Raw genomic sequence first — 16,581 nt, 5'->3', positions numbered from 1 at the left:
TGCCCGGCGCGGGCATCCGCTTCGCCCCCGACGCACTGCGCGCCCAAGCCATGGAATGGCAAGCCCGCCTCGACCCCGACGGCACCGCCCCCAACGACGCCATCACCGAGGCAAAGAGCACGCTGACGTTCGGGCTGCTGCGCAACGGGCTCTACCCGCTGCGGGCCGATGTCACCCCGGAACTGCGTGGCATCATGGACACCCTCTTCGACACCTACCTCAGTGCTCGCTCAAACCCAGCCAGGTCACGCACCCCGATGTTCGCGCCCACCGAATCCCTCGACAGCAGCGCGGGCGCGGAGAGCGCAACGCTGGATGGCATTGATGAGACGGACGGCGATACCGAGCGCTTCAGCTCCGAGCGGTTCGGTGCTGACCCGTTCACCGGGGACACCCGGTTTGACGGGGACCGCCGCACCGCGGGCGAGAAACGCGCCGACATCCTCCGCGACGTCTTCCAAGCCGCCGCCCGCGACCCCAAAACCCCAACCATGGGCGGCGCCGCCCCCACCGTCATGATCCACGTCAACGCCACCGACCTCAACAACGGCCGCGGCGTCGGCTGGATCGACGGCATCGAAGCGCCCGTCAGCCTGCGCCGAGTGAACGAGACCATCTGCTCCGGCGGCGCCCAAAAAGTCATCGTCGGCGACAACGGCAACATGCTCTACCTTGGCAACACCGTCCGCTGCTTCACAGCCAAGCAGCGCGCCGCCATCAGTGCCCGCGACGGCGGCTGCATCATCCCCGGCTGCATCATCCCCGGCTGCAGCATCCCCGCTCGCTGGACCGAAACCCACCACGTCATCCCCTACGGGAAAAACGGACCAACCAACATCGACAACGGGTGTCTCCTCTGCTGGTTCCACCACCACACTATCGACACCAGCGGATGGAAAATCCGCATGAAAGACGGTCGGCCCCAAGTACGAGGCCCCTTGCTTTGGGACCCGACCCAAACCTGGCGCCCCGCCCACAGCCACCGCGCCAACACCCCCAGCCCCGAACCACCCTGGCGCACCTGAGCAGAGCCGTGCCCAGTCATGGCGGGAGGTTTTGCAGGGTGTTTTCGCCCCTCCGAGAAGGGCTGTGGCGTTAGGGCAGCTGCTCGAGCCAGGTGCGCATCCTGGCGATGTCGTCGACCGTGATACCCACTTCGGAGTGCGGAGGAATGAGCAGCGACGGCGTCTCCTGCGTCGCAGTAAGAACCTTGTCGCCGTGAAGTCGCACGTCGGCGTCGTCGATCCAGATGAACGGTGCCGGCACGCTTTGATCTTCTTCGATGCGCTGCGACTTCCAGAGTCCCGTCTCGCCATCAGTCTGACCGGGGTTTTTCGGCGGGGTCGTGACGTCGAGCATGCGACCACCGGACAGCCCGTGCAGCTCGGGTACGAGCAGTTGCCGGGTGGCATCGAGCTCGTTCCAGGAGGTGAGCCAGACCAGTTCGACGCCGTACTGCATCAGCAGGGAGTCGAGCGCCGTGATCAGGCGCGGCGCCCACTGCACGTCACGGGTGGAGGCGTGACCGTCACCGTGCTCGACGCTGATCGAGGCTTTGGCCACATCGCCCCAAGCCGGGTCGGGTTCGGAACGGGGGCAGAGGCATCCGTTGACAGAGAGGTAGAGCCGTGGAACGCTCATTTCGTCCTCCTGTCGTGACGAGTGGTATAGCCCACATCTTCGCGGGGCTCTGGATATGCAATAACGGTTATCGTGCTGGCGCTGTTCAGCGTGAAATTATGAATTGTCTTACTCTCCAAAAATTTGCTTCTGAATCTAGCTAAGCACTCGCCACCAATATGCGCCTCCCCGCGAACTGGGTGAACTTTGGTGCCGTGTCGTGCCGCTGATCCGCGGCATTTGTGCACCAACGGCGAGCAGTCACGCGCCTCAGCCGGCTAGCTCGGCCATCCGCGACAGCGCCAGCTGGGTGTACAGGGCGGTGCCATCGGCCAACACAGCGTCATCGAAGGTTGCCGTGGGGGAGTGGTTGAACGCGGCGGTGGCGGCATCCGCTTGTCGCGGTACGGCCGAGAGAAATACGAAGGTTCCCGGTACCTGCTGCAACACGCGCGAGAAGTCCTCGGAGCCGCTGAGCGGGTTGATCATGCGCGTGAAGCGCTCGCCACCGAAGAGCTCGCCCACCACCCGCTCGGCCCGCCCGGTTTCGCCCGCGTCGGTACGGGTCGGCGGATATTCGGTGACGTAGTCAACGGTCACCTCCACGCCGTGCGCGGCCGCGATTCCTTGGAGCAGCCGCGGCACGACGCGCGCGAGTTTGGCTCGCGACTCGGGCGTGTAGGAACGAACGGTCGCCTCCATCCGCGCCGAATCGGGAATGATATTGCGCTTGGTGCCTGCCTGCAGCACCCCGACCGAGAGCACCACCGGGTCGAACATGTCGAACTGGCGGGTGACCATTGTCTGCAAAGCTGTGACCATCTCGGCGATCACCGTCACCGGATCCTGCGCCTGATGCGGCGCCGAACCGTGCCCGCCGGCTCCGTGTACCGTCACCGTGAGGCCATCGCTGGCCGACATGAGGGTGCCCGCGCGACTGAGAAATTGCCCGTTGGGCGCGCCGGCCGACATAACGTGCAGACCGTAGGCGGCGTCGGCGCGGCGCCCGGCAGCGTCGAGTATGCCCTCGCGAATCATCACTCCTGCGCCGTCGTAGCCTTCCTCGCCCGGCTGGAACATGAGCACCACGTCGCCGGCGAGCTGATCCCGGTGGTGCGCGAGCAGCGTCGCTGCGCCCACCAGCATGGCGGTGTGTAGGTCGTGTCCGCAGGCGTGCATGGCGCCGTCAATGCGCGAGCTGAACTCCAGCCCGGTGCGTTCCTGCACGGGCAGCGCGTCCATGTCGCCGCGCAGCAACACGACGGGCCGTGAAGCGGATGCGCCGCCGCCGGTTCCGCGCAGCACCGCCGTCACCGAGGTGGTGTCGGTACCGAGACTGATCTCGTACGGCAGGCCGCTGAGAGCCTCGAGCACCTTCTCCTGCGTGCGCGGCAGGTCGAGCCCAATTTCGGGTTCCTGGTGCAGTCGGTGGCGCAGGTCGGTGATAGCTCCGGCGAGTTCACGGGCGTCGGCGAGTACGGTCACGGCTTCTCCTTTGAATGCGACTGAATGCGACTGGTGGTTCTAGTCTGAGCCGCCGCAGGAGACTTGTCGAATCAGACCAGGGTCTTGCGCATAAACTCCCGAGTGCGCGGTTCCTGAGAGTAGTCGAACACTTCGGTCGGGGTGCCCTGCTCGAGAATGACGCCCCCGTCCATGAAGACAACCCGATCGGCGGCTGCCCGGGCGAAGCCGAGCTCGTGGGTCACCACGAGCATGGTGGCCCCGCTGGCCGCCAGGGCGGCCATTACGTCGGTGACTTCGCCGACGTTCTCCGGGTCGAGGGCCGAGGTCGGTTCGTCAAACAGGAGTACGGCGGGTTCCAGGGCCAGTGCCCGAGCGATGGCGACGCGCTGCTGCTGCCCTCCGGACAGCTGACGCGGGTAGGCGTTGGCCCGGTCGGCCAGGCCGACCCGGGTCAACAGCGTCATACTGCGTTCGATGGCCTCCGCCTTGCTCAGTTTGAGAATCGAGCGGGGTCCGTCGGCAATGTTCTGCAACACCGTCCAGTGAGGAAACAGGTTGAAGTTCTGAAAAACCATTCCCACCTTGCGACGCTGCACGGCAATCTGGCTTTCGGTGAGTCGGCGCACCGTCCCGCCGGACTCCTGCCGATAGCCCATCAGCTCGTCGCCCAGCCAGATCGAGCCGCCGCTGGGAACCTCGAGGCAGTTCACGCAGCGCAACAGGGTGGATTTGCCCGACCCAGACGAGCCGAGAATCGCGACGGTCTCGCCGACGTGTACCTCAAGATCTATGCCCTTGAGCACCTCGACCCCGGAGAATTGTTTGCGTAGTCCACTGATGCGCAGAACGGGCGGCGTCATGATTCCATCCCTCGATTCAGGTTGCGTTCGGCGGCTCGTCGATCGAGAAAACGCACAACGAGGGAGGAAGCGCCGTTGCGGCTGGAGCCCCGGCCGTAGTGACGCTCAATGAAGAATTGCACGCCGTTGAGCACCGTCGTGATGAAGAGGTACCAGATGCTCGCGACGATCAGCAGCGGCACTGTCTGGTAGGTCTGGCTGTAGATCTCCTTGACCGAGAATAACAACTCGGCTCCGCCGATCACGCTGACCAGGGACGTGCCCTTGACCAGCGCGATGATGGAGTTGAAGGTGGGCGGAACGATGAATCTCATGGCCTGCGGCAGCTGGATGCGAAAGAAGACCCGCACCGGCTTCATGCCCAGGGCTTTCGCTGCCTCGAGCTGCCCCTCATCGACCGAGATTAGCCCGGCGCGATAGATCTCGGCCTGGTACGCGGCGTCGTGCAGTCCCAGACCGACGATGGCAGCCAGCAGCGGCGTCACCAGGGTGTTGGACTCGATGGAGGCGAATGTCGGACCAAACGGGATACCGATGCTCAACACCGGCACCAGCAAACCGATGTTGAACCAGAAGATCAGTTGCACGAGCTGCGGTGTACCCCGGAAGAACCAGATGTACGACGACGCTAGCGCGCGCAGGAGAGCGTTGTCCGACAAACGGCACACCGCCAGAATGCCGCCGAGAACCAGACCGATGGTCATCGCCGTCACCGTGAGAAAGAGAGTCATGACGACGCCCTGAAGCACGGTTTCGCTGTTGAGGTACTGCGCGACAACGTCCCATTCAAAGTTGGGGTTCGTCAGCAACAGGTGCAGGAGTTGTACGGCGACGACCACGGTGATGATGGAGAGCACCCAGGTGGCGGGGCGCCGGGGGGAGCGCGCCCGGGCTACGTCCACGGGTTGTTGGGTGGCAGGGAGCTCGATGTCGGTCTGGCTGCTCGGCAGAGTTGCCATGACTACTGCGGGTTCTCGACGAGCCAGTCGGCGTACAGGTTGATGCCGGGCTGGTCGATGAGTTCGCGATCGAGGCCGTACTTGGTCATGATCTTCTCGTAGTCACCGTTGTCGAAGAGCACTTGAAAGCTCGCGAGCAGGGGGGCGGAGAGTTCGGAGCCCTTGGGGAGCAAGGCACCCATGAACTGACCGGCGAAACCGTTCGAGAACTCGTCGCCGACGACCTCCAACTCGCCGTTCGATTCCTTGGCCGCGTAGAACAACGAGGCTCCGCCGGTGAAGAAGGCATCCGTTCGGCCCGATCGCAGCGCCAGCACGCCGTCGGGAACGCTCGCGACGCTCAGCACCGTGAGATCTTTGCCCTGCTCCTGGCACTTCAGTGCCTGAGCCTCGGCAACCTTGTAGGTGGCGGCGTTCGCAAGCGCGGCGACGGTGACGTCACACAGCTCGTCCATGTTGGTGACGTTCTTGGGGTTGCCCTTTTCGACCAGAAAAGGAACGACCTCCTGCAGAACGTCCACGAATTCGGCACCCGGGCGTTCCTTCGGGCCACCGACCGAGTCGGCGTAGGGAAAGAAGCCGAAGGCGTAACGTTCGGCGCTGATCGCGGCGAACGCTCCGGAAATGTCCGGCACGGTGGCGATCTTCACCTCGACCCCCATCACTTCGGCGACAGCATCCATCAGTTCGGCGCCGGCACCGGTGTACTCACCGGTTTTTCCGGGCGTGGTGACCCACCATGGCGGGTTTGCGCCACTCGTGACGACCGTGAACTCGCCAGCGTCCTGAATGTCCTGCGGTAGGGCATCGTGTATGGCTTGGTCCATCAGAGTGGATGCTGCCGGTTCCTCCGGTTCGACGGCTGCGCTGCAGCCGACTAAGAGCGAGACGGAGAGGGCTAGGCAGAGGGTTTTCGCGACCTGGATACGGTTCATTGTCGGGCTCCATTGCTGTAGTTGATTGGGCTGAACTCAACGCGCCTGCTGGAAATGTGGTTTGTTATGCTGCCCGGCCCACTCTCGTTTCAAACAAGTTGGGGCTGAGCGTATCATGGGAGTGAATCACTGTATAGACATTTGGTATATCTGTTGATTACTTTGGCGAGCGTGCGGAGCTGACGATTAACCCCCGGGTCGCTGAAGCCACCGCATCGAAGCTGCGGCACGGCGACCCGCGCTGGTGCTGTGGGCAGAAGCGTCGCTAGGGTCGGTGGAAGCCCAGCCGTGCAGAAATTCGGTGGGCAGCGCTGACGACCAAATCTCTCCAGGCACCCTCGAGATTGCCTGACACCCGCGACATGGCCCCCCCTATGACCAGAGCCGCGATCATTTCGCCCGAATAATCATAGACGGGCGCGGCGACGGCCCCGGCCCCGGCGTCGACCTCACCGAGACTGAGGCTGTACCCGCGTCGGCCAATCTCTTCCAGTTCTCGGCGCAACTCGGCCTCGCCGGTGATTGTGTGTTCGGTGAACGCTGGCCCCCGGTGGCTCAGCACCTGGCTCAGGCGTTGCTCGTCCAGGCCCGAGAGCAGCATTTTCTGCCCGGCCCCCGAATCCAGCGGTCGTTTGTTTCCAACGTCGACCGAGATGCGCAGAGAGTGTGTGCTCTCCAAGCGGGAAATGCAGATCGCCTCGTTACCGACCGGAGCCAGCAGGTAGATCGTTTCATTGGTCTCTGCCTGTAACGCCTCCAGCTCGGGCTGCGCGGCGGCCCGCAACGCTTCGATCGGCTGCGCTGCTACTTCGCCGAGGGTGAGCAATCGACTGCCCACCCGGTAGTGGTCGCCGGTGCGTTGCAGAAAGCCGCGCGATTCGAGGGTTTTGATGAGACGAAACGCCTTGTTGCGGGTCACGCCAACTCGGCGGGCGATGTCGGCAACGCGCAGCTCTTGTTGCCCGTCCTCGAACTCGAGCATGATATCGAGGGCCGCAGCGACCGGCCCGATCATGTAGTCGGTGGCGGGGCCGACTGGTGCAACTGCGGTTGGGGCGGCCGGGGTCTCCGAGCCGTCTGCGGTCTCGGTGGTCATGCGGTGACCGCCATTGTTTGGCGACTGTGAGCATCCGCTATAGAGAGGAGTGACCCGCTCATGAACTGGCCGCCTTTCAGTACGGCGGTGCGCCGTTTCGCATCCTGCAATAAACGGATGTCGCGGTGCGGGTCGCCGTCCACAATGAGCAGGTCGGCGAATTTTCCCGCGGAAACAGTGCCAACGTCGGCTGATACGCCCATGCACTGGCTGGACTGGTCGGTGGCGACCCTGATCGCTTCGGCCGAGGTCAGGCCGGCCTCGACCAGAAGCTCCAGCTCCATGCCGGTGCGGCCGAAGCCGTGGAACGGGTTGGTGTCGGTTCCGGCAGCGATGCGCACGCCGAATCGAACGGCCAGGGCCAGGCTTTCGCGATGGCGCGCCGGCATGCCAATGGTGTGGGCTCGCACACTCTCCTGAGAGAGGGTGCTGTGCCAGTTAGAGATGCACATGGTTGGAACATACCATGTGCCCCGATCAGCCATTTCGCGCGCGCACTCCTCGGTCAGATAGGTTCCGTGCTCGATCGTGTCGACGCCGGCACGCACCGCGAGGATCGCGCCGGGGTCGCCGTGGGCGTGCGCGCACACCGGGATTCCCTCCAGATGGGCCTCGTCCACGATGGCGGCGAGTTCTTCCGGGGTGAACAGCGGGCGATGGGGGCGGCGAGCGGCGAAGGTCATGCTGCCCGTCATGGCCACCTTGATGACGTCGGCGCCCATGCGAATGACCTCCCGCACCTTGGCCCGCGCGGCCACCGGACCGTCGCACCAGGGTTCGGGAAGGCCGGGCAGAATCTCGTAGCGTCCGCGGGACGTGATCGCACCGCCCGACACCGGGTGGGCATCCATCAGGGAGTTGGTCGGCGACACGATGATCAGCGAGGTCTGCAACCGCGGACCGGGAATCACGCCGCGGTCGACGGCCAGGACGAAGCCTCGTTCCAGACCGCCGAGGTCGCGCGCCGTGGTGATTCCTGCCTCCACGGTCACCTTCAAGGCAGCCACCGTTTGGGACATCAGTAGTCCCAGCGGTTCCGGGTGTGTGACGAGGCTCTGCGCCCACGCGGCGTGGTGGGTGTGGCAGTCGATGAGGCCGGGCATCAGGGTGGCGCCGCCCAGGTCGATGACCTCGACCGTGACGGGAAGCGGGCGGTCGTCGGTCACCTCGACGATCCGCTCGCCGTCGATGATCACGGTCGACCGCTCGCGCGCCGGGGCGCCGGTGCCGTCGATGAGCCGAGCATTGACCAGGGCGCGCAGCTGGGTAGTCATGAGATGTCGTTTCTGGAGGCTGTAACCAGAGCGGATGCCTGGCGTTGGTTGCGGGCGCTGGCCAGCGCCGATCGGCGCATCTTGCCCGATTCGTCGCGGAAGCTCGTGCTGACGAACTCGAAAGTCTTTGGCACCTTGTAGGGCACGAGGCGTTCCCGGCAGAATGCCCGCACGTCGTCGACCTCGGGCGGCGCGGCCGGGTCGGTGGGCAGCAGGATGGCGTAGACCTGCTTGCCCCACTCGTCGTCGTCGATGCCGATCACCACGGCGTCGATAATGCCCGGGTGTTCCGAGAGCACCCCTTCGACTTCGGCAGGGTACACATTGGCGCCGCCGGTGATGATCAGGTCGACCCGGCGATCAGCCAGATAGAGGTAGCCGTCGTCGTCGAGCCAGCCGAGGTCTCCCAGCGTGACCAGTCCGTCGGCAGTGGATGGCGGCGGTTCGGCGCCGAGATAACGAAACGTCATGGGAGCACCCTCGGGTCCGGTGAAAATCTCCCCGATCTCGCCGGCCGGCAGCACAGCGCCGGCGCTGTCCCGGATGCTCAGGCGCGTATCGATCGGCCGGCCGAGGCTGCCCTCGCGGAGCATCCACTCGTCGCCGCGAATAGCGACTACCCCGGTGCCCTCCGCGCCGCCATAACAGTCGTATTGTTTCGCCGGTTCGACCAGCTGCAACCAGACTCGTTTGACCCACACCGGGCAGACGGCACCGCTGTGGTAGAACGCGTCGATGCTGGAGAAGTCGCGGGTGAGCACATCGGGCACGCGTGCGATGCGCTGCATGATGATGGGCACCATGGCGAGAAAGGAAACCCGGTGTCGCTCGATGACGTTCACGGTGAGGGCGGCATCGAACTTCTCCAGCAGAATCACCGTGTGGCCCTCGAAGAGACCGTTGTGCGTGAGGCTGAAGGAGATGTTGTGATATAGCCGGCCGGTGATCAGCTGGGTTTGGTCGGCGCGCAGGCCGAACCGGTGCAGGGAGCTGCCCTGGCCGGGGATCTTCTGCCACGGTCGGTCGTCGAGAATGATTTTGGGCCGGCCGGTCGAACCGCCGGAACAGATCGCCTTGCCCGGCCACGCGGTGATGGCTGGTAACGCTGATGCGTCAACGGTGTCGAGTGCCGAAAGCTCGTCGAGTCCGATGTCGCCGGGGTGCTGCCCCTCGTGTTCCACGAGCATGACGGTGGTGCGCCACGATTCACTCACGGCGAGAATTTCGCGACGTTCGCGCTCCGGCATCTGTGGCGACAGGGGGAGGGTGCAGGCGCCGAGTCGCCAGGCGGCGATGGCGGCGATGATATGTTCGGCGCGGGTGGGCAGGCAGATGGCCAGAAGGGTGGTCGGGCCAACGCCGTAGCCCGCCAGCAGCCGTGCCATCTGATTGGCGCGCGCATCGAGCTCTGCCCAACTGAGGGAACTTTCGCTGCCGTCGGGGGCGACGAAGATGAGTGCGGTGAGCTCGCCGCGTTCGGCGGCGAAGTCGGCGATGCGCTGGGCGTAGGAGACCGGTGCGGGGGTGAAAGGTGAGTCTGCGGGCATGGTGTCGCTTTCCGTGTCGCCTGGTTCGGGTGGGTCGGTGTTTCATGCGTCGTGGAATTTCTCAAACTGTATCCCTGGATAGACGACATGTCTATATGATGAACAGAAATGGCCGTCGATGCTCGCTGAGGGGTTACGCAATGTTGATGACAGGACCTGACCGTGCGGTATTCATCTCGGGGGTAGCCGAAGCGCCATTGGGGGAAGTACGAGACCATTCCGAGCTGTCGATGATTGCGCTCGCAGCGAGGGAAGCGCTCGCCGATGCCGGGCTGACCCTGCGTGATGTCGACGGGTTGTTCGTGAATTACCTCGGCGAGGAGGGCACAGTGCAGGTCGGGGAGTATCTCGGAATTCAGCCGAGCTACTCCGACTCCAGCGATCTGGGCGGTGCCGCCTTTGTAGCTTTTCTCGGTCATGCGTCGGCCGCCCTGCAGACCGGACGGTGCCGGGTCGCCCTGGTCGTGTACGCGTCGAGGCAGCGGACCCGCGCCACCCGCAAGCTCAACCACTGGAATGAGAAGGCAACGTCCCCCCAGTTTGAACAGCCGTACGGTCTTCCGGCCCCGATGGGCCAGTTCGGGCTGCTCGCGGCCCGACACATGCACGAGTACGGAACCACCCCCGAACAGCTGGCGTCCGTCGCCGTGACCGCACGGCAGTGGGCGGGCCTGAACCCTAAAGCCTGGAAGCGTGCTCCGCTCACCATCGACGATGTGCTCGAGTCGCGCCTGATCTGTGCACCGCTGCATCGCCTGGACTGCTGCCTGGTCACCGACGGCGGCGGCGCCATCGTATTAACGACCGGGGATCGGGCCCGGGATTCGGCCAACACGCCAATTCGAGTGGCCGGCACCGGGGAGAGCGCCCGGCAGTGGCACATCCCGCAACTGCCGAGTCTCGAGGCCTCGCCGGGGGTCGCGGCTGCTCGTGCCGCGCTGCAGATGGCAGATGTAGGGCACTCCGACATCGACGTCTTCGAGCCCTACGATGCGTCGACGATCAGCGTTCTGCTGGCGCTCGAAGATGTCGGGTTCTGCGCGCGCGGTGAAGCCGGCGCGTTTGTGCAGGCGGGTAATCTGACCATCACCGGCAGCCTCCCCTCGATTACCTCGGGGGGAGGGCTGTCCTATTGTCATCCGGGGGCGCTGGGCATCCTCTTGGTTATCGAAGCGGTGCGGCAACTCCGCGGTCAGGCCGGAGCGCGGCAGGTGCCAGGGGCGACGGTCGGCTTGGTGCACGGCATCGGTGGCCTCTTCTCGACGGCAGCCACGGCGGTGTTGGTTCGTGGTTGAGTCAATGTTCGATTGGGCTGACCCCGCGACCGCCTATTTCTGGGAGGCGGCCAGCAAGGAACAGCTCGTGATCCAGCGATGCGGAGCCTGCCGGCAGTATCAGTTCTATCCGCGTCCCTTCTGCCTCTCCTGCGACAGCGATGACATCGGCTGGGTCGCGGCGAGCGGCCGGGGGACGGTCTACTCGCAAACCACCGTGCATCTGAAATCCGCGCCGGAACTCGGGCTGGTGACTCCCTACGTTGTGGCGGTCGTGCAGCTCGAGGAGGGGCCGAGGCTGCTGACCAACCTCACCGGGGAAGCCTGCCGAATCGGCAGCCCGGTGCAGGTGGGCTGGCGATCACGGCCGGGGCGGGCGCCGGTTCCGGTCTTCGGGCCGGTGAGATCGTGAGCATTGACGATGTCTACGCCCACATCGACGCCGGATTCGGTGCCGCGCTCGAAGAACTCGCCTACCTCGTTGGCATCGCCGGCGTCAGCGCTCAGCCGACGGATGACCTGGCCCTGTGCGCCCAGGCTGTGCAGCACAGCGTGTGCGGGAGTGGGCTGCGTACACACCTGATTGAGGGTTTTGGGCCGCCGGCGGTGTACGGCGAACGCCTCGTCGACCCCGGGCGGCCGACCGTGCTCATTTATGGGCACTACGACGTGCAACCGGCCGAAACCGCTGCGCACTGGCAGGGTGACCCGTTCGAGGCGACCATTCGCGACGGTCGCATGTACGGGCGCGGCACCAGTGACAACAAGGGCCAGCATCTCGCGCAGCTCTGGGCCCTTCGGGCAACGCTGGCCGCGCACGGTGAGCTGCCGGTGAACGTCAAGGTTCTCATTGAGGGCGAAGAAGAGATCGGAAGCCCGCATCTGGCCGAACTCGTTCAAGAAAACCGTGATCTCCTGGCGGCTGATCTTGCGATCACCTCGGACGGTCCCGTGCATCGCAGCGGCACGCCGCAGCTCGTGCTCGGCACTCGCGGGCAGCTCGGCGTTGAGCTGCGCATGCGCGGGGCGAATCGTGATGCGCACTCGGGCAGCCTCGGCGGCCTGCTGCCCGACGCCGCGCAGCAGCTTACGCAGGCACTGGCTACGCTGTGGAAACCGAGTGGCGAGATTGCCGTGGCGGGCTTCTTTGGTGACGTGCGACCGCCGACGCTCGCCGAAAGTGCGAATCTGGCCGGGCTGCCCCTCGATCTGAAGGACCACTTCAGCGACTATGGCATCACGGAGCTGCCCCAGCCCGAGGGACGCGGCTACTACGAACGCTTAATGCTGCGACCAACGATGACAATAACGGGTATGACCAGCGGTTATACCGGCCCGGGCATGAAAACTGTCATCTCCAACAGCGCCAGAGCGCACCTCGATATGCGACTCGTGCCCGGGCAGCATCCGGACGAGATCTTTCGGTTGCTTCGGGCGCACCTGATACAGCATGCTCCGATGGTGGAGCTGACTCGACTCAGCTCGATTCCCCCGTCGCGTACGGCCCTCGACAATCCCTACGTTGCGATTCTGGCCGGCGCCGTGGAGCAGGCGACCGGGGTGGTTCCCTTCGTCGTGCCCAGCCTCGGCAGCTCACTGCCGAACTACGTTTTCACCGATATCCTGGGCATTCCCTCAATTCTGGTGCCCTACGCCAACCCCGACCAAAACAATCACGCCCCGAATGAGAACTTCGAGCTGTCGAGATTCAAGGACGGCATGAGAATCTGCGCGACCATCCTCGAACATGTCGGCCGCTCAGCATCGGCGTTACTCGGGGAGCACCCGGGTGGCGATCAGGCTGCTGTACCAGCGGGCGCTGTCCTTAGGGGTGCGCACGAGGGTGTCGTAGTCGACGTGCACAATGCCGAACCGCTTGGAGTAGCCGTAGCCCCACTCGAAGTTGTCCATGAGTGACCAGACCTGGTAGCCGCGCAGGTCAACGCCGCGGGCCATCGCTCGGTGCGCGGCAGCGAAGTGCCGGCGCAGGTAGTCGACGCGCAGCGCGTCGTGCACGCGGATGCCATCCGGTGTCTGCACCACCTCGTCAACAAACGCCGCACCGTTCTCGGTGACCATGAGCGGCTGATGCGGAAACTCGTCGTGCAGGGAGACCAGCAGTTCTTCGAGTCCGGCCGGTTCGATGTTCCAGCCCATCTCGGTGTATGGCCCCGGCTGGGCGAGAAACTCCACCCGGTCGGCGCCTGGCCAGGGCGACCCACCGACATCCTTGTGGCCATCGGAATTCTGCCTGGGGGACACCCCGTCCCACAGGCGCACGAGCGTGGTCGAGTAGTAGTTGACGCCGAGTACGTCGAGCGGCTGGTGGATGATCTCGGTATCGCCGGGCAAAACGAATGCCCAGTCGGTGATGGCCTCGGTGTCTTTGAACACGTCGGCCGGGTAGGCGCCGAGCAGCAGCGGACCGAGGAACACCCGGTTGGCCAGCGCATCGATCTGACGAACCGCCTCTGGCCCGGTCTCTCCATCGCCGCGCAACACGTGCAGGTTCAGCGTGATGGAGAAGTCGGGGTCGTTGGTCACGAGCGGTTTGAGCGCCAGAATCGCCAGCCCGTGGGCGAGGTTCAAGTGATGCACCGCCTGCAACGCTTCCTCCCCGCTGGTGTGGCCCGGCGCGTGAGCGCCAGAGCCGTAGCCGAGGTATGCCGAGCACCACGGCTCGTTGAGCGTGGTCCAGGTATCCACCCGGTCGCCGAACTCCTCGCCGAGAATGCGCGCGTACTCGGCGAAGGCATACGCCGTGGCCCGATTGGTCCACCCGCCCTCGTCTTCCAGCGCCTGCGGCAGATCCCAGTGATACATCGTGACGATCGGACGGATGCCGCGGCTGAGCAGCCCGTCGATCAACCGCGCGTAGAAGTCGAGTCCTGCGGCGTTGGCCGGCCCGCGACCGGTCGGCTGAATGCGGGACCACGAGATCGAGAACCGGTACGCCTGCAGGCCGAGTTCGAGCATGAGATCGAGGTCTTCCTCGAGTCGGTGATAGTGGTCGGCCGCGACGTCGCCGGTGTCTTCGTTCCAAATTTTGCCCGCAGTGTGGCTGAAGGTGTCCCAAATGGATGCCCCGCGGCCGTCCTCGAAGGCGGCGCCCTCAACCTGGTAGCTCGCGGTGGCCGAACCGAACAGGAAATCCTTGGGGAAAACGAGGCCGGAGTCGCGATAGTCCGCGGAGAAAGTCACAGGGAGGCCTTTCGGTCGGTGGAGGCTACGGGGGTGCCGCCAGCGCGGCGGGCGCGGAAGGGGGCATCCGCTGAACTGGTGACGGTCATGTCACCGTCGGTGCTGGAGATGGCCAGCGTAACCACACTGCCGTCGAGGGGGTTGGTGATCTCGGCCGTTCGTGTCTGGATCGTTCGCGTCTCGGGCGTGCCGCCCGGATAGATGGTGACCAGCGGGGCATCCGTGTAGTCGTAGTCTGGACGATCACTGCGGGAGCCGGTGACGAGCACCGCGCCGCCGCGCACCCAGAGCGGCAGGCTGTCGAAGGCGTGGGTCTCCTGCCGCCAGACCGGGCCGAGCGCGATCTCGCCGGTCAGATAGTTCGTCCAGGTGCCAGCCGGCAGGTAGTACTGCACATCGCCGCCGGCACTGAACACCGGTGCCACGAGCAGGTCGGGGCCGAGCAGGTATTGCCGGTCGAGGTAGTCGACGGCCGGGTCGCCAGCGAACTCGAGCTGCATCGGTCGCATGAACGGCGTGCCAGAGCGGTGGGCCTCCAGGCCGACCTGATAGAGGTAGGGCATGAGCTCGAGCTTCAGAGTGGTGAAGCGGCGCGTTACATCGACCGCGCTCTGCCCGGGTGCTTCGGTGCCGTCGTCGAACAGCCACGGCACCCGGTAATTCGTGGAGCCGTGCAGGCGGGAGTGGCTCGACATGAGCCCGAACGCCAGCCATCGCTTGAAGACGGCGGCGTCGGGCATGCCCTCGAACCCGCCGATGTCGTGGCTCCAGTAACCGAAGCCGCTGAAGGCGAGCGAGAGGCCACCGCGCAGGGTCTCGGCCATCGACTCGAAGCTCGAGGAGTTGTCTCCGCCCCAGTGCACCGGCTGCATCTGCCCGCCGACCGTGGCGGAGCGGGCGAACAGCACGGCGTCGCCCTCGCCGCGGTGTTCCTGCAATACCTCGAACACGGCCTGGTTGTAGAGCTGGCTGTACAGGTTGTGCATCACCTCGGGGGAGGACCCGTCGTGCCAAACGACATCGGTCGGGATGCGCTCGCCGAAGTCGGTCTTGATGGCGTCAACGCCCTGCACGAACAGTCGGCGCAGCTTGCCCTGGAACCAGGCGACGGCGTCGGGATTGGTGAAGTCGACCAGGGCCATGCCGGCCTGCCACATGTCCCACTGCCAAAGCGACCCGTCGGCGCGTTTCACCAGGTACCCGGCAGACTTCGCCTCGTCGAACAGGGCCGCGCGCTGGCCGATATACGGGTTGATCCAGGCGCTGACGTGCAGATTCTTCTCGTGCAGCCGGGCAAGCATGCCCTCGGGGTCGGGGAAGACGCGGGGGTCCCACTCGAAATCGGTCCAGTTGAACTCGCGCATCCAGAAGCAGTCGAAGTGAAAGACGCTGAGCGGTAGGTCGCGTTCGGCCATGCCATCGATGAAGCTCGTGACGGTGGCTTCGTCGTACTCCGTGGTGAACGAGGTGGACAGCCACAATCCGTACGACCAGGCCGGTACCCGGGCCGGGCGCCCAGTGAGGCGGGTGTAGCGTTCGAGCACCTGTTTCGGTGTCGGTCCATAGATCACCAGGTATTCGATCGCGTCACCGGCCACCGAGAACTGCACCCGCTCGACCGTCTCGGTGCCCACCTCGTAGGAGACGTGTTCCGGGTGGTTGACCAGCACGCCGTAGCCGCGGTTGGTGAGATAGAACGGCACGTTCTTATAGGACTGCTCGCTCGACGTGCCACCGTCGGCGTTCCAGATGTCCACGGTCTGGCCGTTCTTCACGAGCGGACCGAATCGTTCGCCGAGACCGTAGACCAGTTCCCCGACGCCGAGCGATAGCTGCGCGTGCATATAAGCGGATGCCGGCGCCAGCCCGGTCGAGGTCACCCCGGCTACCCCAGCCGGCTCGGCGGTGATCGGAGCGCCTGGGGCGAGGTTCATCTGCCCGATGGACTTGTGTCCGCTCTCGGTGAGCGGCTGGCCGTCGGCTTCGAACACGAGGTTCCACGGGGCGCCCTGGCTGATACGGGCGGTGAGGGGGCCGGCCACGAGTGTGCCGCCGGCGGTGTCGACGGCGACGGTGCCGACATCCGCTTGCGCGCCGACGAGGTCGAAGCCGGGGGTGGCGGTGCCGCCGCTGTGCTGCTCCACCCGCACCCGTATGATCCCGTCGAGTGGGGAAGAGAGCGTGACCGTGAGCAGTGCCCGGTTGAGGGTGTCGCCGCGGCGCTCGATGACCTTGGTGGGTGCGCTGACGCGCAGGGTATGCCCGATCTGTTCGATGTCGTACGCCTCCTGGGCGTACAGGGCAGTGACGCCGGGACGGGTGTGCCAGAAACCATCAGTGAATTTCAT

Annotated in this window: 13 protein-coding genes and 1 pseudogene; 4 read left to right on the top strand and 10 right to left on the bottom strand. The window is 65.1% G+C overall.

Translation table 11 applies throughout. The features are described from left to right. The coding region (locus CJ028_RS06845; protein ID WP_129590405.1) for an HNH endonuclease signature motif containing protein at positions 1-1,025 on the top strand (1,025 nt) is incomplete at its 5' end. Between the two features lie 70 nt (positions 1,026-1,095). Here the strand turns inward: CJ028_RS06845 and CJ028_RS06840 are convergent. The 8 genes from CJ028_RS06840 to CJ028_RS06805 all read right to left on the bottom strand — a co-directional run bounded on the left by CJ028_RS06840 (position 1,096) and on the right by CJ028_RS06805 (position 9,758). Beyond that, positions 1,096-1,641 carry an HAD domain-containing protein gene (locus tag CJ028_RS06840; protein WP_105034514.1) on the bottom strand — a complete coding sequence of 182 codons (546 nt, stop codon included), beginning with the start codon at positions 1,639-1,641 and terminating at the stop codon, positions 1,096-1,098. A 249-nt stretch (positions 1,642-1,890) separates the two neighbouring features. After that, a complete protein-coding gene (locus CJ028_RS06835; RefSeq protein ID WP_105034513.1) occupies positions 1,891-3,105 on the bottom strand; it encodes a M20 metallopeptidase family protein in 1,215 nt (404 codons plus the stop codon). A gap of 71 nt (positions 3,106-3,176) precedes the next feature. Continuing rightward, positions 3,177-3,947 (bottom strand): amino acid ABC transporter ATP-binding protein, encoded by a 771-nt coding sequence (locus CJ028_RS06830; protein WP_105034512.1) that lies wholly within the window; start codon positions 3,945-3,947, stop codon positions 3,177-3,179. Next, on the bottom strand, positions 3,944-4,906 hold the full coding sequence (locus CJ028_RS06825) for an amino acid ABC transporter permease (protein WP_105034511.1): 963 nt from the start codon (positions 4,904-4,906) through the stop codon (positions 3,944-3,946). Before CJ028_RS06825 ends, CJ028_RS06830 begins: the two co-directional genes overlap by 4 nt. A 2-nt stretch (positions 4,907-4,908) precedes the next feature. Further along, positions 4,909-5,841, bottom strand: a complete 933-nt coding sequence (locus CJ028_RS06820) for a transporter substrate-binding domain-containing protein (RefSeq protein ID WP_105034510.1) — start codon at positions 5,839-5,841, stop codon at positions 4,909-4,911. A gap of 265 nt (positions 5,842-6,106) precedes the next feature. Continuing rightward, positions 6,107-6,937, bottom strand: coding sequence for an IclR family transcriptional regulator (locus CJ028_RS06815; RefSeq protein WP_105034509.1), 831 nt, complete (start codon positions 6,935-6,937; stop codon positions 6,107-6,109). Beyond that, a complete protein-coding gene (locus CJ028_RS06810; RefSeq protein WP_105034508.1) occupies positions 6,934-8,211 on the bottom strand; it encodes a metal-dependent hydrolase family protein in 1,278 nt (425 codons plus the stop codon). The genes CJ028_RS06815 and CJ028_RS06810 overlap by 4 nt, the downstream gene beginning before the upstream one ends. Then, positions 8,208-9,758, bottom strand: a complete 1,551-nt coding sequence (locus CJ028_RS06805) for an AMP-binding protein (protein WP_105034507.1) — start codon at positions 9,756-9,758, stop codon at positions 8,208-8,210. Before CJ028_RS06805 ends, CJ028_RS06810 begins: the two co-directional genes overlap by 4 nt. 140 nt (positions 9,759-9,898) lie before the next feature. On the opposite strand from CJ028_RS06805, the gene CJ028_RS06800 reads away from it, so the two are divergent. The 3 genes and pseudogenes from CJ028_RS06800 to CJ028_RS21350 form a co-directional block, all read left to right on the top strand. After that, on the top strand, positions 9,899-11,053 hold the full coding sequence (locus CJ028_RS06800; RefSeq protein ID WP_205683963.1) for an acetyl-CoA acetyltransferase: 1,155 nt from the start codon (positions 9,899-9,901) through the stop codon (positions 11,051-11,053). 4 nt (positions 11,054-11,057) lie between these two features. Next, on the top strand, positions 11,058-11,444 hold the full coding sequence (locus CJ028_RS06795; RefSeq protein ID WP_105034506.1) for a Zn-ribbon domain-containing OB-fold protein: 387 nt from the start codon (positions 11,058-11,060) through the stop codon (positions 11,442-11,444). Further along, positions 11,441-12,766: pseudogene (locus CJ028_RS21350) on the top strand (M20/M25/M40 family metallo-hydrolase); the annotation flags it as partial. The gene CJ028_RS06795 and the pseudogene CJ028_RS21350, both read left to right, overlap by 4 nt. 36 nt (positions 12,767-12,802) lie before the next feature. On the opposite strand, the gene CJ028_RS06785 reads toward CJ028_RS21350, so the two are convergent. Then, positions 12,803-14,233 (bottom strand): GH1 family beta-glucosidase, encoded by a 1,431-nt coding sequence (locus CJ028_RS06785; RefSeq protein WP_105034504.1) that lies wholly within the window; start codon positions 14,231-14,233, stop codon positions 12,803-12,805. Continuing rightward, entirely contained in the window at positions 14,230-16,581 is a 2,352-nt protein-coding gene (yicI, locus tag CJ028_RS06780; RefSeq protein WP_105034503.1) for an alpha-xylosidase, read from the bottom strand. Before yicI ends, CJ028_RS06785 begins: the two co-directional genes overlap by 4 nt.

This window comes from Cryobacterium aureum, assembly GCF_002954245.1.
GTDB classification, from domain to species: domain Bacteria; phylum Actinomycetota; class Actinomycetes; order Actinomycetales; family Microbacteriaceae; genus Cryobacterium; species Cryobacterium aureum.
This window is presented reverse-complemented; position numbering and strand designations above follow the sequence as displayed.